The sequence below is a fragment of the Streptomyces sp. ICBB 8177 genome, from assembly GCF_003144095.1.
GTDB lineage: Bacteria > Actinomycetota > Actinomycetes > Streptomycetales > Streptomycetaceae > Streptantibioticus_D.
Window position 1 is genome coordinate 609170 of the sequence record NZ_NSKH01000023.1, and the last position, 26261, is coordinate 635430.

Here is a 26261-nt window from a genome sequence, read left to right on the forward strand (position 1 = left end):
TTCGGGACGCGCCCGTTCCACGTGTCCGTACACCGCTCGTGATCCCGGGGGAACCCACCGTTGAAGAGGATGTTCGTCGCGCCCGACCCGGGGCGCGCCCGGCTGCGGGCCGGCCTGCGCGCCGTCGTCGGCATCGGCCTGGCCTGCGCCGTCGACCTGCTCGCCGGACTGCCGCTGACCGCCGTCGTGGCGGGCGGACTGGCCGCGCTGCTCGCCCTCTTCACCGTCGCCGACCCGGGCGTCGGCAGGCAGGCGCTCACCACCGCGCTGCTTCCCGTCGTCGGCTATCCCGTGCTCGCGCTCGCCGCGGTCCTCGACCCGTACCCGCCCGCCCGGGACGCGGCCTTCCTGGCGGTGGTCTTCGCCGGTGTCTACGCCCGCCGGTGGGGGCCGCGCGGACACGCACTCGGGGTCTTCGCGTTCATGATGTTCTTCACGGCGCAGTTCGTGAAGGCGCAGGCCGGGCAGCTTCCCGAACTGGTCGTCGCGCTGAGCCTGGGGCTCGCCTGCGCCGCCGTGGTGCGCTTCGGCCTCTGGTGCTACGAGCGCGGGCTGCCGCTGCCGCCCGTCGTCACCCACGAGGAGCCCGGCGGGCTGCGCAGGCCCACCACCCGGCAGGCCTTCCAGGCACTGGCCGCCGCCGCCTTCGCGCTGGGCGTCGGTGAACTGGTCTCCGGCGCCCGCTGGTACTGGGCGGTCGCCGCGGCCTGGTGGGTCTTCGTCAACACCGCCTCCCGGGGCGAGACGCTGGTGCGCGGCTTCCGCCGGTTCCTCGGCACCGTGCTCGGCATGGTGGCGGGTCTCGCCGTCGCGCTGCCGGTGGGCGGCGCGCCGGTACCGACCGCCGTGCTGCTGGCGGTTTGCGTCTTCGGCATCTTCTACGCCGCGCCGGTCTCGTACAGCTGGATGATGTTCTTCGTGACGCTGCTGGCCGGACTGCTGTACGGGCTGATGGGGGTGCTGACCCCGGCGCTGCTGGTGCTGCGGGTCGAGGAGACGCTGGCGGGGGCGCTCGGGGCGGCGCTGGCGGTGGCGCTGGTGCTGCCGGTCACCACGCACGCGGCCACCGACGCCTGGATCCGGCGCGCGCTGCACGCGGTACGCGACGCCACCACCGCGGTCGGCGCCCGCACGCCGCTGGAGCCGCACATCGCCCGGCTCGACCTGCTGCTGGGCCGGGTCCGGCTGTCGGTCGCCCCGCTGGTCCACCCGCTCAGCCCGCTGCGCGTGCGCAAGGAACGCGCGCGGCGGGTGCTGGCGCTGCTGGACGACTGCGCTCATCAGGTACGCGGTCTCGCGGCCGTGGTCGCGGAGCACGGCGACCTGGCGCACGGCGCCCACCCGGCGCACCACGAGCGGCTGCGCGCCGCCTGCGCCCGCGTCGAGGAGGCCGTCGCCCGCCTCGTCACCCCGCACGGGCCCGGTCAGGCCACGCGGTACGCCGTGGACCCGGTGCGCGAGGCGGCCGGCGACCCGGTGCTCGGCCACCTGCACGCCCTGGAGCGCAGCCTGACCGCCCTGCACGCCCCGCTGCGCGCCGACGAACGCGAGCCCGTCGCCGCGTAGCCGCGCCCCCGGGCAGGCCGGCGGCACGCCCGCCCCGGAGCACCCGCGCCGGGCGGCCCGTACTAGCGTCTGGCGTACGGGACCACGCGAGGGCGAAGGGGACGGGAGCCGCGGTGAGCGAGAGCACGACGGGCACACTCAGGGCGTACATCGGATCGTTCACCTCGGCGGGCGGGCACGGGGTCCTCGCGGCCCGCGTCGACCCGGTGACCGGCGCGCTGACCGCGACACACGCCACCGCCGCCGTGCCCGATCCCTCGTACCTCACGCTGTCGCCCGACCGCGCGACGCTCTACGCGGTCAGCGAGCGTGAACCGGACGGCGCCGCCGCCGCGTTCACCCTGCACGACCCGGACGCGCCCGAGCCCGTCAGTACCCCGGTCCCGGTCGGTGGGGCCTCTCCGACCCACCTGTGCGTCGCAGACGGCCATCTGCTCACCGCCAACTACGGCTCCGGGAGCGTCAGTGTGCTCCCCCTGACGGAGGACCGCGCCGCCCCCGGCGCGCCCCGGCACGTCCTGCGCCACGAGGGCTCGGGCCCCGACCCGGACCGCCAGGAGGGCCCGCACGCGCACGCCGTGCTGCCCGACCCGGGCGGGCGGTGGGTGCTCACCGTCGACCTGGGCACCGACGCGGTGCGGGTGTGCGCGCTGGACCCCGCCACCGGACGGCTCACCGTCCACCGCACCCTGGACCTGCCGCCCGGCACCGGCCCTCGTCACCTCACCTTCCACCCGCGCGGCCACCGCGCCTACCTGGTCGGCGAGTTGGCGTCCACGGTGACGGCGCTGGCCTGGGACGCGGACGCGGGGAGCCTGACGGTCTCGGACTCGGCGGCCACCGTGCCGGGGAACGCGGGCGGCGAGGCCAACTACCCGTCCGAGGCCGTCGTCTCTCTTGACGGCCGCTTCCTGTGGGTCGCCAACCGGGGCCACGACAGCATCGCGGTTTTCACCCTGCGCGGGGACGGCGATCGCGTGGAGTTGACGGACACCGTGTCGTGCGGTGGCCGCTGGCCGCGCGACCTGGCGCTCGGCCCGACCGGCCGCCACCTCTACGCGGCCAACGAGCGCTCCGGTGACGTCACCTGGTTCGAGATCGACGCGGCCACCGCGGTCCCGCGCCGCGCGGGCTCGTTGCCCGCCCCCGCGGCCTCCTGTGTGACCTTCGCCTGAAGGATCGCCGAAGGCCGAAGGCCGAAGGGCCGCCGCACGCCACGGTGCGGTGGCGTACGGCGGCCCTCCAGGTCCTTCGGGCGGGCGCGGTCAGTGCTGCGGCGCGCCCTGCGGCTGCTGCGGCGCGATGCCCAGCAGCGCCGCGTACTTCGACAGCACCAGCTTGCCGACCGCCGGGTACGCGCCCAGCGGTTCCGCGGTGGCGACGCCCGCCTGCTCCGCGACGGCGGCGAGCAGGCCCTCGGGCAACTCGGGACCGATGACGCACGGCGCCAGCGCCAGCCGCTGCGACCCGGCGGCGCGCAACTGCTCGGCGGTCGCCGCGACAGCGCCCTCCACGTCCAGCCCGGCCGCCAGCACCGGCACCGCGAGGCGGGCGGCGAGCAGCAGCCCCGTCACGCCCGCCGCCTGCACGGCCTCCTCGCCGCCCACGGTGGCCAGGACGATGCCGTCCGCCGCCGTCGCCACGGTGAACAGCCGCGCCCGGTCGGCGCGCGCGAGCCCCACCTCGGACAGCCGCACGTGCAGCGCCTCGGCGAGCAGCGGGTGCGGGCCGAGCACGTCGGTCACCTCGGCCATGACGCCGCTGTCCGCGACCGCCTGCCCGATCCGGTCGAGCACCGCCGCCTCGGGGCCGGCCAGCAGCGGCACGACGACCGCCACCGGCCCCTGGCCCTCGCGCTCCTCGGTGGCCGAGGCTGCCAGCACGTCGGTGAGCACCGGGAAGTCCCGTGGGTCCAGCCCCTCGACCCCGTCGGCGGCGTCCAGGTAACCGACCCGGGCGTCCAGACCGGACAGTTCGGACCGCGCGATGCTGATGACCTCGTCGACCAGCGAACGCGTCGCGGCCGTGGGGGTGCCGGGTATCGCCAGCACGAGCGCGGGCGCGCCCTGCGGGGCGGCCAGCGGCTCGGGACGCCGGTGCCGTCCGGGCTGTCGGGGGCGCGGCATGCGTACGGGCAGGCCAGGTGCGGGGCCAGTGGCTGAGCTCATGGCCTCGCATGCTAACGGTTCCCCGGGGCCGGGCGCTCCCTCGGGTGCGGTGCCCGACCACAGCGTCCCGGTGTATCCGGTTTTATCGGCTGTAGCCTCTCATCTGCGTAAACACCCGGCGCGAGGGCGGGAGCCGGTCACGCCCGCGCACGGTGCACGGTCAGCAGCGCGGGGTCCTCCTCGAGCGCCGGGCCCCCCTCGGCGAGCGCCGCGGCGATCCGCAGCGCACCCTGGAGCGGACCGGCCTCGGCGGTCACCAGCCGTACGCCGGGCAGCAGTTGGGCGGCCAGCTCCCGGACCGGAGCGAGCAGCGGTTCACCGATGCGGGTCAGCCCGCCGGTCAGCGCCACGTGACCGCCGCCCGGGCGGACCGCGGAGGCCGCCTCCACGATGTGACGGGCGGCCTCCCGCAGGATCCGCGCCGCGACCGGGTCGCCCTGCGCCGCGCACTCGGCGACCCGGGGCGCGAACGACGCCAGCACCGCGGGCCGGTCACTCCTCGGATACAGCTGTCCCGGCATGTGGGACGCCGGTCCGAACTCCGCCTCCAGGCACGCCAGCAGCGGCGCCGAGCCGCCCGGCCTGCCGTCGTACGCGCGCAGCGCAGACTCCAGCCCGGCACGCCCGATCCACGCGCCGCCCCCGCAGTCGCCGAGCAGGTGCCCCCAGCCGTCGGCGCGCCGCCACCCGGTGCCGTCCAGCGCGGTGCCCAGCGCGATCAGGCCGGTACCCGCCGCGACCACGGCGCCCGGGCGCACCCCGAGCGCGCCCGCGTACGCGGTCACCGCGTCCGCCGCGAGCGCCAGCCGCCGCACACCGACCGCCGAGCGCAGCGCCTCCGGCAGCCGTTCCCGCAGGTCGTCGCCGAGGGACGCCATCCCGGCGGCGCCGACGCAGGCGGTGACCACCTCGCCCGCGCCCGCGTTCGCCGTCAACCGGCCTACGAGAGGGTCCAGTTCGGCGAGGAACGCGGCGGCGTCGATGCCACGGGAGCCGGTGGGCACCGGACGCGCTCCGGCGCACGTCAGCACCGGGCCGGCGCCGTCCGCGCGCGCCAGTGCGCACCGCAGGCCCGAGCCGCCGGAGTCGACCCCGAGGACCCAGCCGGACGCCGGGGCCGGGTCCGGCCGCCCGGTCAGCGGCTGTCCTGCTTGAGCGCGGTGTCCACGGTCAGCGCGGAGGCGACCACCATGCTCAGCAGCGGGTCGGCCAGCGGCCGGTGGATCTGCAGCACGTAGTTGTCGGCCGTGGTGAAGACGGCCTTGGCGAAGCCCTCCCACGTCTTGGTGATCCGGGCGATCTCGGTGTCGGTGTGGTCGACGATCGCGAAGTTCCAGGCCCGCCAGTTCTCCGCCTTGATGGCGCCGATCTGCTGACCGCCCACCATGAAGCCGAAGTTGATCTTGCCGATGGCGTTCTGCTGGACGATCTCGCCGAGCTGGGTGCCGTCCGGACGCTGCACCAGCACCTTGGACTTGATGAACTTCGCCGGGCGGGTGAGCATCAGCACCGGCTGGCCGAAGGCGTCGCGCACCTCCAGCTTGTGCGTCATGAACTGGTCGTAGCTGGACAGGAAGCGCACGACCTTCTTGGCCGCGCTCTGGCCCACCTCGACGACCGCGCCGAGCTGGCGGCCGGACTGGTCGAAGACGCTGTACTCGTTGCTCACCTCGATGAGCTTCGCCTTCTGGTTGACCACCAGCACCGGTTCGGTGAACAGCGTGCCACCGCCGCCCTGCACAGGGCCGACGCCCGCCTGCTGCTGGACCTGCCACTGGATGCGGCCCGCGTCGGGCGCCGAGCCGACGTTCAGCTCCCAGGGGTTCTCCTTCTCCTGGGGAACGCCGCCCTGCGGGGCGTACGCCTGTTGCGGGTGACCCTGCTGCGGAAAGCCCTGCATCCGCGGCTGCTGCGCCTGCTGGGGGAAGCCCTGTTGCGGCGCCTGCGCCGGAGCCTGCGGCATGTGCGCCGGAGCCTGCGGGGCCTGGGGCTGCGGCGGGACCGACGGCTGCGGGGCCTGCGCCTGGGCGGTCGCCTGCCGCGCCCCGGGCTGGGTACCCGCGTGCGTGTGCTCGGTCCACTGCGAACCGTCCCACCAGCGCAGCAGATTGGGCGTGCCGTGCGGATCCGCGTACCAGCCGGCGGGGATATTCGAATGCGTGGTCACGCCCGGCAGACTATCGCGCGGCCCCGGTCAGGGCAGGCGCCAGTCCACCGGTGCCGCGCCCTGCGCCACCAGCATCTCGTTGGCCCGGCTGAAGGGACGTGAGCCGAAGAACCCGCGGTCCGCCGACATCGGCGACGGGTGCGCGGACTCGATCGCGGGCAACGCGCCCAGCAGCGGCCGCAGATTGCGCGCGTCCCGGCCCCACAGGACCGACACCAGCGGGGTGCCCCGGGCGGCCAGCGCGCGGATGGCCTGCTCGGTCACCTCCTCCCAGCCCTTGCCCCGGTGCGCGGCGGGCCTGCGGGGCGCGGTGGTCAGAGCCCTGTTGAGGAGCAGCACGCCGTTGCGCGTCCACGGCGTCAGGTCCCCGTTGGACGGGGGCGGGTGGCCGAGGTCGGTGCCGTACTCGCGGAAGATGTTGATCAGGCTGCCGGGCAGCGGACGCACCTCGGGGGCGACCGAGAAACTGAGCCCCACCGCGTGTCCCGGGGTGGGGTACGGGTCCTGGCCGACGATCAGCACCCGCACCTCGTCGAACGGCTGCTGGAACGCGCGCAGCACGTTGGCGCCGGACGGCAGATAGGTGCGTCCGGCGGCGATCTCGGTGCGCAGGAAGTCGCCCATCGCGGCGATCCGGTCGGCGACCGGCTCCAGCGCCTTGGCCCAGCCGGTCTCTACGATCTCGCTCAAAGGTCGTGCAGCCACGGCCGGTCACTCTACTGGCTCAGCGGTCCGCCCCGGCCATCGTCCCGTTCCGTGCGGACACCGCGCGACCCCGGCGGTGGCGTCGCGCCGGCTCAGCGCGGCGCCGGCTCCTCGCCCTGCGGCGGAGTCCCCAACTCCCAGTCCAGCCCGTACCGTTGGAACAATTCCGCGCGCAGGCTGCCCAGCGGCATCGGCGCGCCCGGCAGCAGCAGGGCGACGACCGCGCCCATCAGCAGCGCGCGCAGCAGCCGGTAGTCCCGCTCCGGCTGCTCGGACCCGTAGCGCGTGACCGTGTCCTCCAGCAGGAACGCCAGCCGCTGCTGCTCGGGGCACTGGATGAAGCCCTCGGCCTGGAGGATGCCCGCCATGTGCATGCGCATCAGGGTGGTGTGGCTGCGGGTGAGCCCGAGGACGGCGTCGATCGCCCGGGCCATCCGCTCGCGCCCGTCGGTGGTGGCCGGCTCCCGCTCCAGCGCCTCGGAGAGCGTCATGTGCATCAGGCGGTGCACCGCCGACTGCACGAGAGGACGTTTTCCGGGGAAGTAGTACGACACCAGCCCACGCGCCGCACCGGCCCGGTCGGCGATGTCCGCCAAGGTCGTGGCCTCGTAGCCGCGCTCACCGACCAGTTCCACCGTCGCCTGGAGCAGCCGCTCGCGGGAACGGCGCCGCAATTCTTCATTGACCGATGCGCTTCGCGGGGACATGCTGTAACTCCTGCGTTGACTGGCTGCGAGCCAATATACTCAGCGCAGCACCCCATGGCCCTGTCGGCATGGGGCCCAGGGGGCGCGGCACGGTGCCGGGCGACGCGGGGGATCGTCCGGCACCGCCGTCGCGGCCGGGAGGCGGGCGACGCGGCCGGGGGCCGGCGGGCGGACCGCCTCGTGCCCACCGCGCCGGAATCACGTCCGCGATGAGGCCGCCGCACGATCACGTCCGCGATGAGGCCGCCGCACGTTCACGTCCGCGATGACGCCGCCGTCGGCGTGCCGGGTACGTCGTCGCGCGTGCCGGGATCGCCGCGCTGACGCCTGCCGGGGGCGTCCGGCCGGGATCGTCCCCTTGACGCGCACCGCGATCGTCGGGCGGACCGCGTATCGGGCCGGGCACGGCCGGGCCAGGTCACAGCGTGTTCCCGCTCCGGGTGCCGCACTCGGCGGCGAGGAGCAGACTGGGCGGCGGCGGAACGTACCGCACCGAGGAGCGTCACGATGCCCGGCACGCCCGATGCCCGCACCGGACTTGACGGCCGCGACGGCCGCGACGGCCGCACCGGACTTGATGGCCGCACCGGCCGCGACGGCCGCGCCGGCCCCGATCGTCGCGCCGTCCTGCTGGGCGCCGCGGGTGTCCTGCTGGGCGCGGCAGGGTGCTCCGGCGGCGGGGGCTCCGCCTCGCCCACGCCCGCCTCGTCCACGAGCCGCGCGCCGTCGTCCGCCGCTCCGACCGCCACCGGCTCCGCCCCGAGCGCCCTCCCGCACACCACCCCCTGGCAGCCCAGTCGCGCCGACATCGACCCTCAGGTCAAGCTGCGCGCGGCCCAGTTGATCGAGGCGCTCGGCGCGTGGCCGCCCGGCGGCGGGGGGCAGGCGAAGGCACGCGTCCGGGCCGCCGCGCAGGGCGTGCCGGGCTCTTTGGCCGCGCAGGCCGGGCCGCTGCTGCCGGACGCGGACGCCGCCGCGCTCCAGGTCGTCTTCGCCCAGTACGGCGGCATCCTCACCGACTCGGCCAGCGTGCTGGTGGTCTGCGACCAGTGGACCCGTGACGGGGGCGGGCCCGTGCACGCGGGCGGCACGACCGTCGATGTACGGCTCAGCGCCGCCTCCCCGAAGTGGAAGGTGACCGCGCTGCACCCGGCCGACCCCGGCACGCCCGCAGCGACCCTGCCCGACGAGGCCCACCGGGTCCTGGCCGACCGCGCCATCCAACTGCCGCCCGCCGCCCGGGCCGACGTGCTCAGCGGCAACGTCCACGTCAGCGCGTTGAAGGGCATGCTCACGCTCGCCGGCACGTACCGGATCGACATCAGCGTCGTGCGCTCAGGCCACCCGATCGACGTCTTCGGCACCGACCGGCCCAGCGACCACCCCAAGGGCCGCGCGTTCGACGTGTGGCGGATCAACGGGCGGGCCGTGGTCGACCCGGCCACACCGCGTTCCCTCATCGAGGGCTTCATGCGGGCCGCCGCGGCGGCCGGTTCGTACAACGTGGGCGGGCCGATCCAGTTGAGCGGCGGCGCGACCGTCAACCAGTTCTTCTCCGACAACACCCACCACGACCACGTGCACGTGGGATTCGACAGCTGATCCGGACGGGGAAGGGGCCCGTCGGGCCCGCGGTGTGCGAGAGTCGCGAACGACCGGCGTGGAACACCGGTCACCGCAGCGGCGGTACGGCTCGCCAGAGCCGCTCCGCCCCACGACGAACGACAGGAGTGCGGCGATGCAGCAGGTGCGTGCCGTGGTGGCCAAGGCGAAGAACGCGCCCGTGTCCATCGAGACGATCAACGTGCCCGACCCGGGGCCCGGCGAGGCGGTGGTGAAGGTGCAGGCGTGCGGCGTCTGCCACACCGACCTGCACTACCGCGAGGGCGGCATCAACGACGAGTTCCCCTTCCTGCTCGGCCACGAGGCCGCGGGCGTCGTGGAGTCGGTCGGCGAGGGCGTGGACACCGTGGCACCGGGCGACTTCGTGATCCTCAACTGGCGTGCGGTCTGCGGCCGTTGCCGTGCCTGCGAACGCGGCGAGCCGTGGTACTGCTTCGACACCCACAACGCGGCGCGGAAGATGACGCTTCAGGACGGCACCGAGCTGACGCCTGCGCTGGGCATCGGCGCGTTCGCGGAGAAGACCCTGGTGCACGCGGGACAGTGCACCAAGGTGGACCCGCAGGCCTCCCCGGCGGCGGCCGGCCTGCTCGGCTGCGGGGTGATGGCCGGGATCGGCGCCGCGATCAACACCGGCGCGGTCGGCCGCGGCAGGTCGGTGGCGGTCATCGGCTGCGGCGGCGTGGGCAACGCGGCGATCGCCGGGTCCGCCCTGGCCGGGGCGAGCCGGATCATCGCCGTCGACCTCGACGACCGCAAGCTGCGGCTGGCCGAGAAGATGGGCGCCACCCACACCGTCAACAGCCGCGAGACCGACCCGGTCGAGGAGATCAGGCGGCTCACCGGCGGCTTCGGCGCGGACGTGGTGATCGACGCGGTCGGCCGCCCCGAGACCTACCAACAGGCCTTCTACGCCCGCGACCTGGCCGGCACCGTCGTCCTGGTCGGCGTGCCCACGCCGGACATGAAGCTGCCCGACATCCCGCTCATCGACGTCTTCGGCCGTGGCGGCGCGCTCAAGTCCAGCTGGTACGGCGACTGCCTGCCCTCGCGCGACTTCCCGATGCTCATCGACCTGTACCGGCAGGGCAGGCTGGACCTGGACGCGTTCGTCTCCGAGCGCATCGGCCTCGACGACATCGAGGCCGCGTTCGACCGGATGCGCGAGGGTGACGTGCTGCGTTCGGTGGTGGTCCTGTGAGCGCGGCCGGACCCGCCCGCGTCGATCACGCCGTCGTCTCCGGCACGTTCAGCCTGGACGGCGAGACGTTCGACGTCGACAACAACATCTGGGTGATCGGCGACGACTCCGAGTGCGTGGTGATCGACGCGCCGCACGACGCCGACGCGATCGCCCGCGTGGTGGGGGACCGCAGGCTGAGGGCCATCCTGTGCACCCACGCCCACGACGACCACGTCAGGGTCGCGCCCGCGCTGCGGTCCCGCACCGGCGCGCCGATCCACCTGCACCCGGGGGACCGGCCGGTGTGGGAGCTGACCCACCCCGGCGACACGTGGGACGCCGACCTCGCGGACGGCGACGTCGTCGAGGTCGGCGCGAGCCGGCTGCGGGTGCTGCACACGCCGGGGCACACGCCCGGCGCGGTGTGCTTCCACGACGAGGCTGCGGGTGTGCTGTTCACCGGCGACACCCTCTTCCACGGCGGCCCCGGCGCGACGGGCCGCTCCTTCAGCGACCACGGCACGATCGTCGACTCCATCCGCGAGCGGCTCTTCGCGCTGCCCGACGAGACCGTGGTCCACACCGGCCACGGCGAGGACACCACCATCGGGGCCGAGCGCGCCAGGGGAGTGTGAGCGGGCCGGGGCCCGTCACCGTCCGCCCGCCCCGGCACGACGCCGGGGCGGGCGCCGCCGTACGGCGACCGCAGGCGGCGCACCCGGCCGTTTCCGATTCCGGTGCCGGGAGCCCGAAATATGTTCAGGCGGTTTCGAAATCCCAGGAACCTACCGTCCGGCCCGTACGTCATACGGGGTGAGGCCCTGCGGCATCCCCCCGTCCGCAGGGCCTCGCTACGTCTTGCGGCGCGGCGCTCCGGCGGAAGCCCTCGGGCAGACCGCTGCGGTCACCCGCCGAGACGGCCGACCAGGTCAAGGACCGGGCGCAGGCCGTCCGGGCGGCGGTCCACCGGCAGGTGTTCGACCTGGTGGAACGCGCAGCCGATCGCCGTCGCCCCGCCGTCCGCCTCGGCGCTGTCGCCCACCATCAGGACCTCCTGCGGCGCCAGCCCCAGCCGCTCGCACCCGATCCGGAAGATCTTCGGGTCGGGCTTTTGGACCCCTTCTTCGTAACTGAGCACCACCGCGTGCACGTCGCGGTCCACCCCGTACGCGCGCAGCACCGGGCGCAGGTCCCAGCCGATGTTGCTCAGCACCCCGGTGCGCACTCCGCGCTCGCGCAGCGCCGCCAGCACCCCGGCGGTGTCGGCGTACGGCCGCCAGGCCCGCGGCGACATGTGGCGCTCGTAGAGCACGTCGTACAACTGCGGCCACGGCAGAGCGACTTCACGGGCCAGGGCCACGAAGGCGGTCCGGTGCCGGTCCGCGTCCAGATCGCGTACCTCCCACGCCGCGCGCAGGTGGTCGGGAACGGCGCGCGGCGGCAGCCCGCCCGGCAGCGCCCCGGCCTCCTCCAGCAGGCGCGCGTACCGCTCGACGTCCTCCTCGGGCGCGGTGACGTCCGCTTCCGCGAGCGCGCCGCGCAGCCAGGTCACGGTCGGCTCCACACGGAAGGTGGTCCCGGAGAAGTCGAAGAGACATCCCTTGATCGTCATGTCCTTCAGGGTCCCCGGGCGCAGCGCTCCCCGGCAACCACCTTCCGGCCGTACTCCACCGCAAGCCGAGCGCGCCACGCGAAAGCCGGGGGCCGGGTCCTACGACAGCGCGCCGATGCCCGGGCCGAACGCGACCAGCAGCGGGACCACCGGCAGCAGCAGTGCCACCGCCGTCATCTGGAGGCGGCGCGCCCTGGTCAGCCGGGGGCCGGGCGCCAGCAGGCGGTCGACCCGCACCGGCACCGTCGCGGGCGTCGGACAGGGGCCGAACACGCCTCGGTCCTCGTTGAGTCCGACCAGCGCCAGCGCCGTCGTCATCCGCCCGAACCTGCGCGACGCCACGTCGTCCGCCGCCAACTCGACGAGCCGGTGCACCTGTTGACAAAAGCCGTCGAACACCGGCACCTGCGGGAAGCCCGCAGCCAGCCCGTGCGCACAGGCCAGCAGCCAGTCGTGGCGCGCTCTGGCGTGCCCCAACTCGTGCGCGAGCACGGCGTCCAACTGCCTGCCCTTGAGCCGGCGCAACGCCGCCGTGGTGATCACCAGCCGGGGCCGCGCCCCCGCCAGCCACCACGCGTCGGCGCGCTCGCTCTCCAGCACCACCAGGCGCTCGTACGACAGGTCCGGCTCGCCGGGCAGCCTCGGCGACCTGGCCAGCAGCTCGGTCCGCCGCCTGCGCCGCTCCGCCCGGGCGCCGCGCACCTCACGTGTCAGCATCGCCGCCGTCCACGCGCCGCCGCACGCCAGCAGCCCGGCGAGCGCGCCCGCCCAGGGACCGTACGCGGGCAGCCCGTAGGCGGCGACCACGCCGCGCGGCGCGAAGGCGAAGACGTGCCAGCGCACGGCGCTGGACGCGGCGGAGGCGCACAGGGCCATGGCGGTCACACAGCACAGCAGGACGGCGGCGACCACGCACTGCCACACCCACAGCGCGAGCACCGGTTCGCGGTCAGGCCACTGCGCGCGGACCAGCAGACGGGGCGCCAGGGCGGCCGTCAGTGCGCCGAGCATCAGCAGCACGAACGGGACCGTCATGGCGCTCACATTAAGGGGCGTACCCGGCGCGCGGGCCCGGGCGTCCCGCCGAAGTGACGCACGCCTCACGCCCCCGCGACCGAATCCGCACCCGGCGCCCGGCGTGCACGCCCCCGCCGGCTCCGCCCCCGTCCGCGGATCACATCGTGAGCAGCATCGCGAACATGCCGATGCCCAGCGACACCCGGCAGGCCGCCGCGAGTTCCGGCGCACGCAGCACCGCCCCCGGCACGCCGCCCGTCACGACCGCGGACCCGCTGCCGCCCACGGCACCGGACCCGGCCGGTGCCGCCCCCACGGCTGGAAGCATGCGCAACGCCGCCCACACCGCGTAGAGCCCGAAGTAGACCAGCAGCACCCCCGTGAGGACCGGCACTCCGAGCGAGCCACCGTCCATGCCGGTCATCCCGGCCATGCCGCTCGTCCCGGCCGACCCCGCTCCCGAGGGTGTCAGCCCCATGGCCACCGCCATGTAGACCATGGCCGCCGAGCCCACCGCGAGATGCACGTGGTGCGCCGGATGGTGCTCGCGTATCAGGAGCGACAGCGACCACAGCGTCATGGCGCCGAAGACGGCCGTGAACAGCGGTGGCCCCCAAGGGCGTTGGTCCAGCGCCGGGGCGGGAAGCGCCATCAGCGCCATGCCGAGCCCCTTGACCCCCTCCGCCCTGGCCACCTGGCGCTCGCCGGACGCCGACGCGTACGCCCGCCGGGACCGCAGCAGACAGGAGATCCCGGTGGCCGCGCCCAGCAGCACCACGAGCCAGCCGACCAGCGGCGGACCGCCCATGACCCCTCCCTCGTCGGACCCACCCCGTCCGGAGGTTTCCCCTCGCGGGGGGCGCACAATCTGGTGCACGGGGGTACGGAAGGTGCTCAGGCCTTCCGTGCCGAAGCCCTACGCGGTCAGGCCCTGCGCGCTCAGGCCTTCCGTGCTCAGGCCCTGCGCGCTCAAGACCTCCGCGCTCAGGCCCTGGGCGCTCAAGACCTCCGCGCTCAGGCCTTCTGGGTGACCGCCACGCAGACCAGCACGGCCAGAGCGGTCAGCGCGGTCGCGGGACTGAGGTGTTCGCCGAGCAGCAGTGCGGACCACACCAACGTCAGCAGCGGCTGGGCGAGTTGGAGCTGACTGGCGCGGGCGATCCCGATCGTGGCCATGCCCCGGTACCACACCACCATCCCGCCGAACTGCGAGACGGCCGCCAGGTATCCCAGCCCCAGCACCGCCTGCCCGCCGAGCCGCACGGGCTCCACCGCCAGCGCCACCGCCGCGCCGGGCAGCGTGACCGGCAGTGAACCGACGAGCGCCCAGCCGATCACCTGCCAGCCGGGCATCGTGGCGGCCAGCCTGCCGCCCGCCACGTACCCGGCCGCGCACACCCCGAGCGAGGCGAACAGCAGCACGTCGCCCCCGGTCGCCCTGCCGTGGCTCTGCGCCAGCGTGAACGCGACGACGGCGGCCGTGCCCGCCAGCGCGGCGGCCCAGAAGGCGACCGAGTGCCGCGTGCGGGCGACCAGGGAACCCACGGCGGCGGTGGCCAGCGGCAGAGCCCCCACCACCACGGCCGCGTGCGAGGTCCGCGTGGTGCGCAGCGCCAGCGTCGTCAGCAGCGGGAACCCGATGATCACCCCGAGCGCGACCACGGCCAGCGCGGGCCACAGGCGTCGCTCGGGCACCGGTGCCCTTCCGGCCAGCAGGAATCCGCCGGCCAGCGCGGTCGCGAGCAGCGCCCGCAGGGTCACGGTGGTCCAGGGGCCGAAGCCGGTCAGCGACCAGTCGGTGGCCGGGAAGGTGAGGGAGAAGATCGCCACGCCCAGAGCGGCGAGCGCGGTCCCGCCGACCGCTATCGACGGCCGGGCGATAGCGCTATTGTGTGCTGTCATGAACAACGGTAGCAGTGCGGCCACCAGCTCCGCATCCGTCGCGGAGTCGCTGCGGGAGCAGCTGAAGCGCTACTCGCCAGGAGAGAAGCTGCCGTCGAGCCGGGTGCTCGTCGAACGGTTCGGGGTCAGCCCGGTCACCGTCTCCCGGGCGCTGGCCGCGCTGGCCGCCGAGGGCCTGGTCGTCACCCGCCCCGGCGCCGGCACCTACGCCGCCCGCCCCGTCGCGCACCACGCCGCCGCCCGGACCGCCGACACCTCGTGGCAGCAGATCGCGCTCAGCGCCGAGTCGGCCGGGGACGCCGCGCCCCGCGTGGTGGACGCCTCCGGGGTGACCGCCACCCTCGCCCTCCCCTCGCCCGGCGTCATCGCGCTCAACGCGGGCTACCTGCATCCGGCACTCCAGCCGGAGCGGGCGCTGGCCACCGCGCTGACCCGCGCCGCCCGGCGGCCCGGCGCGTGGGAACGGCCGCCGCTGGAGGGGCTGACGGCGCTGCGGTCGTGGTTCGCGCGCGAGGCGGGCGGGGTGACGGCGGCGCAGGTGCTGGTCACGGCGGGCGGCCAGGCCGCGCTGACCACCGCGCTGCACGCCCTGGCCGCCCCCGGCTCGCCCCTGCTGGTCGAGTCGCCGACCTATCCCGGTGCGCTCGCCGTCGCCCGCGCAGCCGGGCTGCGGCCCGTACCGGTCCCGCTCGACGCGGACGGCGTGCGGCCCGACCTGCTCGCTGACGCCTTCGCGGCGACCGGGGCGCGGGTGTTCTTCTGCCAGCCGCTGTTCCAGAACCCCACCGGCGCCGTGCTGTCGGCCGAACGACGCCGCCAGGTGCTGGACATCGCCCGCGCCGCCGGGGCGTTCGTGGTCGAGGACGACTTCGCGCGGCGCCTGGGCCACGGCGGCCCGCTCCCGCCGCCGCTGGTCGCCGACGACGTCGACGGCACCGTCGTCCACCTCACGTCACTGACGAAGCCGACCTCGCCCAGTCTGCGGGTGGGTGCCCTGATCGCCCGGGGCCCGGTGCTGGAGCGGCTGCGCGCGATCCAGGTGGTCGACAGCTTCTTCGTGCCCCGCCCGCTCCAGGAGGCCGCTCTCGAACTGGTCGGTGCCCCCGCCTGGCCGCGTCATCTGCGCGCGGTGGCCACGGGCCTGAGGGAACGCAGGGACGCGCTGCTCACCGCGCTCCACCGCGATCTGCCGCACCTCGTGCCCACCCAAGTTCCGGACGGCGGCTACCAGTTGTGGCTGCGCCTGCCCGACGGGGCCGACGAGACCGCGCTCGCCGCCGCCGCGCTGCGGGCGGGGGTCGCCGTCGCCCCCGGCCGCCCGTACTTCGCCGCCGAGGCCCCCGCGCCGTACATCCGCGTGAGCTTCGCCGACACCTCGGGCGCGGACGAACTGGCCGAAGGCGTGAGGAGGTTGGCGTCCGCCTGCGCGGAGGCGGGGGCCGGGCCCGGCTGACGCCCTGCCAAGGGCGACCGGCGGAAAGGGCCTCTCAGGGCCGGTAGCGCATCGGGTGGTCCTCGGGCACCTCGACGACGCAGACGCGAACGGCATCCGGGTCCTCGATCCACATCTCGATCAACCCCCACGGCTCGCGCCGCGGCTCGCGGACCACCTTCACCCCGCGTCCGCGCAGCCGCTCGTGCGCCGCCTCGATGTCCGGCACCTGGAGCCACAGCGAGATGCCGGGCGCGGGCGGCGTGTCCGACCGGCCGGAGACCTCCAGGTAACCGCCGCCGAGGAAGAAGACCGTGCCGCGCTGCGGCCCCTCGCCGAACTCGCGGAAGACCGCGAGCCCCAGATCGTCCCGGTAGAAGGCGCGGGAGCGCTCTAGGTCGGTGGGCCGCAGGAGCATCCTGCTGCTCAGTACGTTGACCATGCGCCGGACGATACGCGGGGTGCGACCGGTGCGCGACCACGCGTGAGCGGCGTCGCTACGCCGGTGAGCCCGCGTAGATGCGCTCCGCCCAGGCGCCGATCTGCTCCTCCGACAGGTGCTGGGCGAGGTCCGCCTCGCTGATCATGCCGACCAGCCGCTTGTTCTCGATCACCGGGAGCCGGCGGATGCGGTGGTCCTCCATCTCCCGCAGCACCTCGTCCACGTCGGCGTCCGCGTCGATCCAGCGGGGCGTGCCCTGCGCCAGCTCCCCCGCGGTGACCCTGGACGGGTCGCGTCCGGTGGCCACGCAGCCGATGACGATGTCGCGGTCGGTGAGGATGCCGCACAGGCGCTCGTTCTCGTCGCTGATCGGCAGCGCCCCGACCCCCAGGTCGCGCATCAGCTGCGCCGCCCGGTCCAGCATCACCCCTTCGGGGATCCAGGCCGCGCCCGGGTGCATGATGTCCCGCGCCGTGGTCATGGCACACACCTCCGTGTCCCTGGTCGGTGCCGTCCCTCCCATCGTCCGCCGGGCACCGCACGGCCGCTACCGGCGGCGGACCGGCCTCGTACCGCCGCCCGCGACAGGCATACGCTCGATGCCGGCAACCACACCGGGGCGATCGGGCGGGACGGGACCAGACAGGATCCGGCCGGACCGGCCCCGGCCAGGCACGAGAGGACCCCGCCGTCATGAGCACCACCGCCCAGCCCCTCTTCCGCGCGGCCACCGAGGCCGACGTGCCCGCGCTCGTGGCGCTCATCGAGTCGGCGTACCGGGGAGAGTCCAGCCGGGGCGGCTGGACCACGGAGGCGGACCTGCTGAAGGGACGGCGTACCGACCCCGAAGGCGTCCTCACGGTCATCCGGCGCGAGGGCAGCCGCATGGTCGTGGCCGAGCGGGGCGGCGAACTGACCGCCTGCTGCCAGCTGGAACGGCGCGAGGACCACGCCTACTTCGGGATGTTCGCGGTCCGCCCGCAGCGGCAGGGAGGCGGCCTGGGCAAGCAGGTGCTGGCCGAGGCGGAGCGCCTCGCGCGCGAGGAGTGGCGCGCGGGCGAGATGCGGATGACGGTGATCTCGGCCCGCGAGGACCTCATCGCGTGGTACGAGCGCCGCGGCTACCAGCGCACCGGCCGGATGTCGCCGTTCCCCTACGGCGACGAGCGCTTCGGGGTGCCGCAGCGCGACGACCTGGAGTTCGAGCTGCTGGTCAAGGAACTGGGCTGAGCGCCCGGGGCCAGCGCCGGCCCCGGGCGCATCAGGCCCGCGCCGCCCGCCGCTTGGTGTCCGGGACGTCCGTCACCCAGCCCACCAGGCCGAGCGCCCGGGCCAGCGCCAGGTCCCGATCGGTGTTGACGGTCCAGGCCATCACGTCGATGCCGGCCGCCTGGCAGCGCTCGACGGTGCGCAGGTTCAGCTCCGGCAGCTCCAGGCTCACCAGCCGCGCGCCGACCGCTTTCGCGCGGTCCGGGAAGTCCGGTCCCGTCGCCTCGGCGACCAGCACGGTCGTGGCGTCCGGCAGCAGGTCTCGGATCTCGCGCAGCGCCTCGTCGTGGAAGGAGAGGACCGACACCCGCTCCAGCAGGTTCCGCTCGCGCAGCACGCCGGCCAGCACCCGCGCCGCCGCCACGTCCTTGATCTCGGCCTGGATCGGCAGGCCGGGCCCGACCGCGTCGAGCACCTCCTCGAAGACCGGGACCCGCTCGCCCAGCCCCGCGTCGAGCGTGCGCAGCTCGTCCAGGGTGAGGTCGGCGACGGCGCCGCGGCCGTCGGTGGTGCGGTCCACGGTCTCGTCGTGCATGACGACGAGCGCGCCGTCCTTGCTCAGGTGCAGGTCGAGCTCGATGCCGTCCAGCCCCTCGCGCTCCGCGCGCAGGAAGGAACGCAGGGTGTTCTCCGGCTCGGCGGCCATGACACCGCGGTGGCCGATGGTGAAGGAAGTCACCTCGGCAGCCTAGTGTGCCGCCTGTTGCCGGGCATGGAACGGGCGGTTGCGGGGACCCGTACGGACACAGAAACCTTCGCCCCGCGGCGATCGCACAGGAAAAACATCGGTACGCACCCGGCTGCGCAGGATAAATGTTCGTAACGTCTCTTGTGCGGGCGAAGGTGGCCTGAATACGGTGTCTTAACGCAAGGTTCTCCGGTGGAGGAGGGGCAATGAGGGAAAAACTTCTGTCCGTGGCGACTGGCGAGGCCGCCGGAGGGCCCGAGGGCATAGTGAGCCGCCCGGCCTGGGGTGTGCTCAAGGAGGCGGTCGAGACGATCCGCCCGTGGCAGTCCAAGGACGGCTCGATCGACTTCGCCGCCGAGGGCGCGCCGGGCAAGGCGGACGTCGACGCCGAGCTGGAGCGCGTGATCGCCTCGGTCGAGGAGCTGGCCCCGCTGGTCCCGCACGACGCGGAGTACCACCGCGCCCTCGTCGCCGACCTGCGCCGCTGGGCCGAGGACGGCTACGGCGTGCCGGACTTCCTGGACTCCCTGCTGGCCTTCCAGCCCGCCGCCGAGCGCCGCGACGGCCTGGAGCACCTGGTCGTCTTCGCGATGTACACCCAGAACGGCAACCCGGACCGCAACCTGGAGGCGGTCGCGCTGCGCGTGGTCTGGCCGGAGTGGCTGTCCGAGCTGGAGCGCACCCGGTACGACAACCCGATGTTCGTGCCGATCACCTTCCAGGACTTCACCAGCGGCTACGACACCAACTCCGCCGTCCTCTTCCCGGAGACCGTGGCCGTCCGTGAGGTGCCGGAACGTTTCACCTGGGGTGGCATCTTCTGCGACCGCGAGGCCGCCCGCTTCCGCCGGGTCACCCAGGCCGCCGTCGACACCCTCGGCCTCGACCTGCCCGAGGACGCCGCCCGGCTCGTCGCCGACCAGGAGCTCGCGCAGCAGACCTTCGTGCTGTGGGACATGATCCACGACCGCACCCACAGCCACGGCGACCTGCCGTTCGACCCCTTCATGATCAAGCAGCGCGCGCCGTTCTGGATGTACGGCCTGGAGGAACTGCGCTGCGACCTGACCGCCTTCAAGGAGGCCGTCAAGCTGGAGGCCGACGGCTACGAGCAGGGCCGCAACGTCCAGTACGCGATCCTCTTCGACCGCCTCTTCCGCTTCCCCGTCACCGGCGACCGGGTCCGCAACTACGACGGCCTGGGCGGGCAGCTGCTCTTCGCCTACCTCCACAAGCACGACGCCGTGCGCTGGACGGACAACACCCTGCGCATCGACTGGGCCCGGGCGACCGAGGTCACCAACCAGCTGTGCGCCGAGATCGAGAAGCTGTACCGGGACGGCATCGACCGGCCCAAACTCAACCACTGGTTCGCCGCGTACGACCTGGTCTCCACCTACCTCTCGCCGCACCCGGGCTCGCGCTGGGCCAAGGGGCCGGACGCGCTCGACCTGACCCTGCCGCCGCGCAAGCTCGTCGACGACGTGCTGGCCGACGAGTTTCCGCTCAGCATGTTCTACGAGGCCCTCGCCAAGAAGCTGCGCACCGTGATCGCCTCCACCAAGGGCATCACCGCCGCCGGCGCCGGGCAGGAGGCCGCGTGACCCACGACGAGGAGGCGAAGGCCATGACGGACGCAGGCGCTGCGGGATCGCTCCGGGGCTCGGTGATCGCGGTGGCCGGAGCGGGCGGTCCGGCGGGCAGGGCGACCCTGCGCCGCCTCGCCGAGGCGGGGGCCCACGTGGTGGCCGCCGACGCGCAGCCCGAGCGGCTGGCCGAATCGGTGGACGCGGCCCGTTACGCGGGCGGCGGCGCCGACATCACCGGCGACATCGTCGACCTGCTGGACCCGGAGGCGACCCGCGAGTGGGCCGCCCGCACCGAGAAGCAGTTCGGCCGCGTGGACGGCCTGGTCCACCTGGTCGGCGGCTGGCGTGGCGCGGCCACGTTCACCGACACCGACCTGGGCGACTGGACGTTCCTCAACGACCTGCTGATCCGCACCGTCCAGCACACCTCGCTGGCCTTCCACGACGCGCTGCTGCGCAGCCCGAACGGACGGTACGTGCTGATCAGCCAGTCCGGCGCGACCAGGCCGACCGCGGGCAACGCCGCCTACGCCGCCGCAAAGGCCGCCGCCGAGACCTGGACGCTGGCGCTCGCCGACTCCTTCCGCAAGGCGGGCGGAGAGCAGGGCCCGACCGCCGCGGCCTCCGTCATCGTCATCAAGGCCCTGGTGCACGACGAGATGCGCGCCCAGAAGCCCAACGCCAAGTTCGCCGGATTCACCGACGTCGCCGACCTGGCCCAGGCCATCGCCGGCGTGTGGGGTCGGCCCGCTCAGGAAGTGAACGGTGACCGCCTGTGGCTGACGCCCCGCCCGTGACCGACCAGCCCGCCACCGACGCGGTACGCCACCACGACCCGCAGTACCGGGGATTCGCCAGCGACAACTACGCGGGCGCGCATCCCGAGGTGCTGGCCGCGCTCGCCGTCGCCAACGGCGGCCACCAGATCGCGTACGGCGAGGACGACTACACCGCGCACCTGCAGGAGGTCATCCGCCGCCACCTCGGCCCGCGCGCCGAGGCGTTCCCGGTCTTCAACGGCACCGGCGCCAACGTCGTCGCCCTCCAGGCGGTCACCGAGCGCTGGGGCGCGGTGGTGTGCGCGAAGTCGGCGCACATCAACGTGGACGAGTGCGGCGCGCCGGAACGCGTGGGCGGACTGAAGCTGCTCACCGTGCCGACGCCGGACGGCAAACTCACCCCCGAGCTGCTGGACTCCGAGGCCTGGGGCTTCGACGACGAGCACCGCGCCCAGCCGCAGGTCGTCTCGATCGCCCAGACCACGGAACTGGGCACCTGCTACACGCCCGAGGAGATCAGGGCGCTGTGCGACCGCGCCCACGAGCACGGCATGGCCGTTCACATGGACGGCGCCCGCCTCGCCAACGCGGCCGCCACGCTGGACCTGCCGCTCGCCGCGTTCACCACCGACGCAGGGGTGGACATCCTCAGCTTCGGCGGTACGAAGAACGGACTGGTCTTCGGTGAGTGCGTGGTCGTGCTCGCCCCGGAGCGGGTCCGCGCGATGAAGCACCTGCGCAAGCTGTCGATGCAGCTGGCCTCGAAGATGCGCTTCGTCAGCGTGCAGTTCGAGGCGCTGCTCGCCGGGGACCTGTGGCTGCGCTCGGCCCGGCACGCCAACGCCATGGCGACGCGCCTCGCGGACGCGGTGCGAGGCATCGAGGGCGTCACCGTGGTCCGGCCGGTCCAGGCCAACCAGGTGTTCGCCGTCCTGCCGCGCGAGGTGACCGAACGGCTCCAGAAGCGCTACCGCTTCTACGTGTGGAACGAGGCGACCGGGGAGGTGCGGTGGATGTGCTGCTTCGACACCACCGAGGCCGACGTGGACGCCTTCGCCGCGGCCGTCGCGGAGGAGATGGCGACGCGCTGAGCACGCCGTACTCAGCCGTAGTCATGGGAGGGGCCGGGCGACTCGCCGTCGCCCGGCCCCTCCCATGAGTCCTCGGCCGTCAGCCGTCCAGCGCCGCCGCTTCCTGCGGGGTCGGGGCCGTGCCGCCCAGATGGGCCGGGAGCCACCAGGAGTCCCGTTCGCCCGCCGGGCGCGCCGGATAGGCGTTCTGCGCGGCCTCCAGCAGCTCCTGCACCCGGCAGCGCAGCCGCTCGGTCAGGCTCTCCGCCTGCTCCTGCGGCTCCGGGGTGAGCGGCGCGCCGACGCGCAGCGTGACGGGGAAGCGGTGACGGCCAAGGCGGCGCGGGTGGCCCTTGGTCCACATCCGCTGGGTGCCCCACAACGCCATCGGCAGCAGCGGCACGCCCGCCTCCTGCGCCAGCCGCGCGGCGCCGGACTTGAAGGCCTTGAGCGTGAACGAGCGCGAGATGGTCGCCTCGGGGAAGACCCCGACGACCTCGCCGCAGCGCAGCGCCCGCAGCGCGTTGTCGTACGCGTGCACGCCCTGGGCGCGGTCGACCGGGATGTGCTTCATCGCCCGCATCAGCGGACCGGACACCTTGTGCCGGAAGACCGACTCCTTCGCCATGAACCGCACCAGTCGCTTCGCCGGGCGGGCGGCCAGGCCGCAGAAGACGAAGTCCAGGTAGCTGATGTGATTGCTCACCAGTACCGCGCCGCCCTCACGGGGCACGTGCTCGGTGCCCGCGATGTCGAAGCGCAGGCCCTGCACCTGGAACATGGTCCGGGCGAAGCCGATGACCGGCGGGTACACGAGTTCTGCCACGTCGGGGGACACCTTCTGGTTCGGGGGCGGCGTGAGCCGGGGGCACGACCGGAAGTTACGTTCCCGTAGCCTCGGCCGTCGCGAGATGGTCCCCTGACAACGCGCCGCTTGTCACCTCCGGTGCCCGTGGACCCGCGAGATTCTTGTCACGTCCCCGCGTACGGCCCGGGCGCGTCCACGCCTCCGGTGCCGCGCTGCGTAACCTGCCTACGCAGGGAAACCGTGATTCCTTCAGGCGCCGCCGTTCGGACCTGGGGAATCATCGCGAACCGGGGAGCGCTGCACCGCGTGGTGCGGATCGAATCGGGCCCGGATGACGGAGCGGGCTTGCCCGGCTGGTCCACCGGCCGCGGGAGGAAAGGATGCGGGTGCGCGAGAGGGACGCCGCCGCGGTGCGGCTGACGGCCGACGAGATCGGCGGGCCGCTGGGCGAGCGGGCGACGCTGGTGCAGTTCTCCAGCGCGTTCTGCGCGCCGTGCCGGGCGACCCGCAGGACGCTGGCCGAGGTGGCCGCGATGGTGGACGGCGTCACGCACGTCGAGATCGACGCCGAGCGGGAGTTGGAGCTGGTGCGCAGGCTGGGGATTCTCAAGACGCCCACCGTGCTGGTGCTCGACGCGGCGGGCTCGGTCGTCCGGCGCGCCGCGGGCCTGCCGCGCAAGGCCGACGTGATCGCCGCGCTGGGCACGGCGGTCGACGCCTGACCTGGGCCGCCGGGCGTGACCCGGCTCCTGGGCGCCGGGCGTGACCCCGGTCCCAAAAGGCCGGATCGCCTTGACGCCGCGCGGCCCGAATCGTCAGTCTGACGTTATGTCGAGGGATCCCCTTCTCCGCCGGAGTGCCTGCGCCGGGCCCGGCCGCCTGACGAGCGCGCGCTTTCGGGGCCGTTGACCATTCCTGACGACAGCTCAGCCCCGGTGCGCCCCGTTTCCGGACCGACCGCCGCAGAAGGACCACGCGATTCCATGACCGCCTCGCCCGACCTCGACGCAGTCCTCGGCGAACCCACCGGCTTCGACCCCGGCGTCTTCCGCTCGGTCTTCCGCCGTCACGCCGCGGGTGTCGCCGTGGTCACCGCGGCGGGCGCGCGGCCGGTCGGCTTCACCGCGACCTCGCTCACCTCCGTCGCCGTCGAGCCGCCGCTGCTGTCGTTCGGCATCAGCGTCTCCTCCTCCAGTTGGCCCACCGTGGCCGAGGCAGAGCACGTCGGCGTGCACGTGCTCGGCGAACACCAGGAGGAACTGGCGGGCACCTTCGCGCGCAGCGGCGCCGACCGGTTCGCCGCGCCCACCTCCTGGCGTGTCGGGCCGCACGGCGTGCCGCTGCTGGACGGGGTGTCCGCGTGGCTGGTGTGCCGGGTGGCCGCCCGGGTGCCGGCGGGCGACCACCGGATAGTCGTCGCCGAGGCGGTCGCGGGCGACCCCGCGGGGCCCGGCCGCCCCCTCCTGTACCACCAGGGCCGATTCACCGCGCTGCGGCACTGACCGCCCCGCCCGCCGCACGTCGGCAAGGTCACAGTTTCCCCGCTTGCGGTGCGGGAACGAGACGAGTGTACTGACGAGTAACATTCAGTCGGGGCGCCATGGCGCTCCGGACGGATCCGGCACCGTGCAGGCGCCTATGCTGCCTACACATGGCAGTTGACGAGTCGAGCAGTAGGTAGGAGAGCAGGCGTGAGCTTGAGGATCGTTGTCTGTGTGAAGTACGTGCCCGACGCCACCGGCGACCGGCACTTCGCCGAGGACCTGACCACTGACCGCGACGCCGTGGACGGCCTGCTGTCGGAGCTGGACGAGTACGCGGTCGAGCAGGCCCTGCAGATCGCCGAGGCGGCCGACGACGCCGAGATCACGGTGCTCACCGTCGGCCCCGAGGACGCCAAGGACGCGCTGCGCAAGGCGCTGTCGATGGGCGCCGACAAGGGCGTGCACGTCGAGGACGACGACCTGCACGGCACCGACGTCGTGGGCACCTCGCTGGTGCTGGCCAAGGCCGTCGCGCACGTCGGGTACGACCTGGTGCTGTGCGGTATGGCCTCCACCGACGGCACGATGGGCGTGCTCCCCGCCATCCTGGCCGAGCGCCTCGGCGTGCCGCAGGTGACGCTGCTGTCGGAGGTCTCGGTGGCGGACGGCACCGTGACCGGCCGCCGCGACGGCGACGCGGCGAGCGAGCAGCTCCAGGCGCAGCTGCCGGCCGTGGTCTCGGTGACCGACCAGTCGGGTGAGGCGCGCTACCCGTCGTTCAAGGGCATCATGGCGGCGAAGAAGAAGCCGGTCGAGTCGCTGGACCTGTCCGACCTGGGCATCGACGCGGACGAGGTCGGCCTCGGCGGCGCTTGGACCAAGGTCGAGGACGCGGCCAAGCGTCCGGAGCGCACCGCCGGCACGATCGTGAAGGACGAGGGCGAGGGCGGCAAGCAGCTGGCCGAGTTCTTGGTCAGCCAGAAGTTCATCTGATCGCACCCGCCCCCTCGCACACCATTCCGTAGGAGAACGTTCCCATGGCTGAAGTCCTCGTCTATGTCGACCACGTGGACGGTGCCGTCCGCAAGCCGACCCTCGAACTGCTGACCCTCGCCCGCCGCGTCGGCGAGCCGGTCGCCGTCGCCCTGGGCAACGGCGCCGCCGACACCGCCGCCACGCTCGCCGAGCACGGAGCCGTCAAGGTGCTGACCGCCGACGCGCCGGAGTTCGCCGAGTACCTGGTGGTGCCGAAGGTGGACGCGCTGCAGGCCGCGTACGAGGCCGTCTCCCCGGCCGCCGTGCTGGTGCCGTCGTCCGCCGAGGGCAAGGAGATCGCCGCCCGCCTCGCGGTGCGCATCGGCTCCGGCATCATCACCGACGCGGTGGACCTGGAGGCCGGCGCCGAGGGCCCGGTCGCCACGCAGTCGGTGTTCGCCGCCGCGTTCACCACCAGGTCGCGGGTCTCCAAGGGCACGCCGGTCATCACCGTCAAGCCCAACTCGGCCCCGGTGGAGGCCGCTCCGGCCGCCGGTGCGGTCGAGGCGCTGTCGGTCACCTTCGGCGACGCCGCCAAGGGCACCAAGATCGTCTCGCGTACCCCGCGCGAGTCCTCCGGCCGCCCGGAGCTGACCGAGGCCGCGATCGTGGTCTCCGGTGGCCGCGGCGTCAACGGCGCGGAGAACTTCCACGTCATCGAGGAGCTGGCCGACTCGCTCGGCGCGGCCGTGGGTGCCTCGCGCGCCGCGGTGGACGCCGGCTGGTACCCGCACAGCAACCAGGTGGGCCAGACCGGCAAGTCGGTCTCCCCGCAGCTGTACATCGCCAACGGCATCTCCGGTGCCATCCAGCACCGGGCCGGCATGCAGACCTCGAAGACCATCGTGGCCGTCAACAAGGACCCCGAGGCGCCGATCTTCGACCTGGTCGACTACGGCGTCGTGGGCGACCTGTTCCAGGTCGTCCCGCAGCTGACCGAGGAGGTCAAGGCCCGCAAGGGCTGACCCCGCCGCGTCGCAACGGCCCCCGTACGCTCCGGGCGTACCGGGGCCGT

Annotated in this window: 27 protein-coding genes; 14 read left to right on the plus strand and 13 right to left on the minus strand. The window is 74.0% G+C overall.

Annotation, left to right across the window (positions count from 1 at the left end):
• Window positions 1–69 precede the first annotated feature (69 nt).
• Window positions 70–1566 (plus strand): FUSC family protein, encoded by a 1497-nt coding sequence (locus tag CK485_RS23105; protein WP_109453780.1) that lies wholly within the window; start codon window positions 70–72, stop codon window positions 1564–1566.
• Between the two features lie 113 nt (window positions 1567–1679).
• The gene (locus CK485_RS23110) at window positions 1680–2741 is read left to right on the plus strand and encodes a lactonase family protein (RefSeq protein WP_109453781.1); all 1062 of its coding nucleotides are present in this window, start codon (window positions 1680–1682) and stop codon (window positions 2739–2741) included.
• Window positions 2742–2831: 90 nt separating this feature from the next.
• Here the strand turns inward: CK485_RS23110 and CK485_RS23115 are convergent, their stop codons facing one another.
• From CK485_RS23115 to CK485_RS23135, 5 genes are all read right to left on the minus strand, one after another.
• Window positions 2832–3734 (minus strand): hypothetical protein, encoded by a 903-nt coding sequence (locus tag CK485_RS23115; RefSeq protein WP_199239482.1) that lies wholly within the window; start codon window positions 3732–3734, stop codon window positions 2832–2834.
• Between the two features lie 137 nt (window positions 3735–3871).
• On the minus strand, window positions 3872–4873 hold the full coding sequence (locus tag CK485_RS23120; RefSeq protein ID WP_109454359.1) for a BadF/BadG/BcrA/BcrD ATPase family protein: 1002 nt from the start codon (window positions 4871–4873) through the stop codon (window positions 3872–3874).
• Complete coding sequence (locus CK485_RS23125) at window positions 4870–5901, minus strand: phospholipid scramblase-related protein (protein ID WP_109453783.1); 1032 nt, start codon at window positions 5899–5901, stop codon at window positions 4870–4872. Before CK485_RS23125 ends, CK485_RS23120 begins: the two co-directional genes overlap by 4 nt.
• A gap of 27 nt (window positions 5902–5928) precedes the next feature.
• On the minus strand, window positions 5929–6606 hold the full coding sequence (locus CK485_RS23130) for a uracil-DNA glycosylase (RefSeq protein WP_109453784.1): 678 nt from the start codon (window positions 6604–6606) through the stop codon (window positions 5929–5931).
• 92 nt (window positions 6607–6698) lie between these two features.
• A complete protein-coding gene (locus CK485_RS23135) occupies window positions 6699–7313 on the minus strand; it encodes a TetR/AcrR family transcriptional regulator (protein WP_109453785.1) in 615 nt (204 codons plus the stop codon).
• 507 nt (window positions 7314–7820) lie between these two features.
• Here CK485_RS23135 and CK485_RS23140 point away from each other — a divergent pair.
• The 3 genes from CK485_RS23140 to CK485_RS23150 all read left to right on the plus strand — a co-directional run bounded on the left by CK485_RS23140 (window position 7821) and on the right by CK485_RS23150 (window position 10754).
• Window positions 7821–8915: a hypothetical protein gene (locus CK485_RS23140; protein WP_241968546.1), complete on the plus strand. Its 1095-nt coding sequence runs from the start codon at window positions 7821–7823 to the stop codon at window positions 8913–8915.
• A gap of 136 nt (window positions 8916–9051) precedes the next feature.
• Entirely contained in the window at window positions 9052–10137 is a 1086-nt protein-coding gene (locus CK485_RS23145) for an S-(hydroxymethyl)mycothiol dehydrogenase (protein WP_109453786.1), read from the plus strand.
• Window positions 10134–10754, plus strand: coding sequence for an MBL fold metallo-hydrolase (locus tag CK485_RS23150; protein ID WP_109453787.1), 621 nt, complete (start codon window positions 10134–10136; stop codon window positions 10752–10754). Before CK485_RS23145 ends, CK485_RS23150 begins: the two co-directional genes overlap by 4 nt.
• A 269-nt stretch (window positions 10755–11023) precedes the next feature.
• On the opposite strand, the gene CK485_RS23155 is transcribed toward CK485_RS23150, so the two are convergent.
• From CK485_RS23155 to CK485_RS23170, 4 genes are all read right to left on the minus strand, one after another.
• Window positions 11024–11731, minus strand: a complete 708-nt coding sequence (locus CK485_RS23155; RefSeq protein ID WP_109453788.1) for an HAD-IA family hydrolase — start codon at window positions 11729–11731, stop codon at window positions 11024–11026.
• A 99-nt stretch (window positions 11732–11830) separates the two neighbouring features.
• Window positions 11831–12766, minus strand: a complete 936-nt coding sequence (locus tag CK485_RS23160) for a M56 family metallopeptidase (protein WP_109453789.1) — start codon at window positions 12764–12766, stop codon at window positions 11831–11833.
• 139 nt (window positions 12767–12905) lie between these two features.
• Window positions 12906–13556 (minus strand): DUF5134 domain-containing protein, encoded by a 651-nt coding sequence (locus CK485_RS23165; RefSeq protein ID WP_109453790.1) that lies wholly within the window; start codon window positions 13554–13556, stop codon window positions 12906–12908.
• A gap of 206 nt (window positions 13557–13762) precedes the next feature.
• Window positions 13763–14650 (minus strand): DMT family transporter, encoded by an 888-nt coding sequence (locus tag CK485_RS23170; RefSeq protein ID WP_109453791.1) that lies wholly within the window; start codon window positions 14648–14650, stop codon window positions 13763–13765.
• Between CK485_RS23170 and CK485_RS23175 the strand changes: the two genes are divergently transcribed.
• Entirely contained in the window at window positions 14649–16103 is a 1455-nt protein-coding gene (locus CK485_RS23175) for a PLP-dependent aminotransferase family protein (RefSeq protein ID WP_109453792.1), read from the plus strand. The genes CK485_RS23170 and CK485_RS23175 overlap by 2 nt on opposite strands.
• A gap of 34 nt (window positions 16104–16137) precedes the next feature.
• On the opposite strand, the gene CK485_RS23180 is transcribed toward CK485_RS23175, so the two are convergent.
• Both CK485_RS23180 and CK485_RS23185 read right to left on the minus strand, forming a co-directional pair.
• Complete coding sequence (locus tag CK485_RS23180; RefSeq protein ID WP_109453793.1) at window positions 16138–16524, minus strand: VOC family protein; 387 nt, start codon at window positions 16522–16524, stop codon at window positions 16138–16140.
• A 55-nt stretch (window positions 16525–16579) separates the two neighbouring features.
• A complete protein-coding gene (locus CK485_RS23185) occupies window positions 16580–17005 on the minus strand; it encodes a CBS domain-containing protein (protein WP_109453794.1) in 426 nt (141 codons plus the stop codon).
• 212 nt (window positions 17006–17217) lie between these two features.
• Here CK485_RS23185 and CK485_RS23190 point away from each other — a divergent pair, with 212 nt between their 5' ends.
• The gene (locus CK485_RS23190) at window positions 17218–17754 is read left to right on the plus strand and encodes a GNAT family N-acetyltransferase (protein ID WP_109453795.1); all 537 of its coding nucleotides are present in this window, start codon (window positions 17218–17220) and stop codon (window positions 17752–17754) included.
• 31 nt (window positions 17755–17785) lie between these two features.
• Here the strand turns inward: CK485_RS23190 and CK485_RS23195 are convergent, their stop codons facing one another.
• A complete protein-coding gene (locus CK485_RS23195) occupies window positions 17786–18472 on the minus strand; it encodes a glycerophosphodiester phosphodiesterase family protein (protein WP_109453796.1) in 687 nt (228 codons plus the stop codon).
• 215 nt (window positions 18473–18687) lie between these two features.
• Between CK485_RS23195 and CK485_RS23200 the strand changes: the two genes are divergently transcribed.
• The 3 genes from CK485_RS23200 to CK485_RS23210 are packed head-to-tail and all read left to right on the plus strand — an operon-like array spanning window position 18688 to window position 21940.
• Window positions 18688–20085, plus strand: coding sequence for a DUF6421 family protein (locus CK485_RS23200; protein ID WP_109453797.1), 1398 nt, complete (start codon window positions 18688–18690; stop codon window positions 20083–20085).
• A 23-nt stretch (window positions 20086–20108) separates the two neighbouring features.
• On the plus strand, window positions 20109–20867 hold the full coding sequence (locus CK485_RS23205) for an SDR family NAD(P)-dependent oxidoreductase (protein WP_109454361.1): 759 nt from the start codon (window positions 20109–20111) through the stop codon (window positions 20865–20867).
• Window positions 20846–21940, plus strand: coding sequence for a low specificity L-threonine aldolase (locus CK485_RS23210; RefSeq protein ID WP_109453798.1), 1095 nt, complete (start codon window positions 20846–20848; stop codon window positions 21938–21940). Before CK485_RS23205 ends, CK485_RS23210 begins: the two co-directional genes overlap by 22 nt.
• A 79-nt stretch (window positions 21941–22019) precedes the next feature.
• Here the strand turns inward: CK485_RS23210 and CK485_RS23215 are convergent, their stop codons facing one another.
• The gene (locus CK485_RS23215; protein ID WP_109454362.1) at window positions 22020–22745 is read right to left on the minus strand and encodes a lysophospholipid acyltransferase family protein; all 726 of its coding nucleotides are present in this window, start codon (window positions 22743–22745) and stop codon (window positions 22020–22022) included.
• A gap of 362 nt (window positions 22746–23107) precedes the next feature.
• On the opposite strand from CK485_RS23215, the gene CK485_RS23220 reads away from it, so the two are divergent.
• The 4 genes from CK485_RS23220 (at window position 23108) to CK485_RS23235 (ending at window position 26211) form a co-directional block, all read left to right on the plus strand.
• The gene (locus CK485_RS23220) at window positions 23108–23449 is read left to right on the plus strand and encodes a thioredoxin family protein (protein WP_109453799.1); all 342 of its coding nucleotides are present in this window, start codon (window positions 23108–23110) and stop codon (window positions 23447–23449) included.
• Window positions 23450–23710: 261 nt separating this feature from the next.
• The gene (locus tag CK485_RS23225) at window positions 23711–24229 is read left to right on the plus strand and encodes a flavin reductase family protein (protein WP_109453800.1); all 519 of its coding nucleotides are present in this window, start codon (window positions 23711–23713) and stop codon (window positions 24227–24229) included.
• 189 nt (window positions 24230–24418) lie between these two features.
• Entirely contained in the window at window positions 24419–25204 is a 786-nt protein-coding gene (locus CK485_RS23230) for an electron transfer flavoprotein subunit beta/FixA family protein (RefSeq protein WP_109453801.1), read from the plus strand.
• Between the two features lie 44 nt (window positions 25205–25248).
• Window positions 25249–26211 carry an electron transfer flavoprotein subunit alpha/FixB family protein gene (locus CK485_RS23235; protein ID WP_109453802.1) on the plus strand — a complete coding sequence of 321 codons (963 nt, stop codon included), beginning with the start codon at window positions 25249–25251 and terminating at the stop codon, window positions 26209–26211.
• Window positions 26212–26261: the final 50 nt, after the last annotated feature.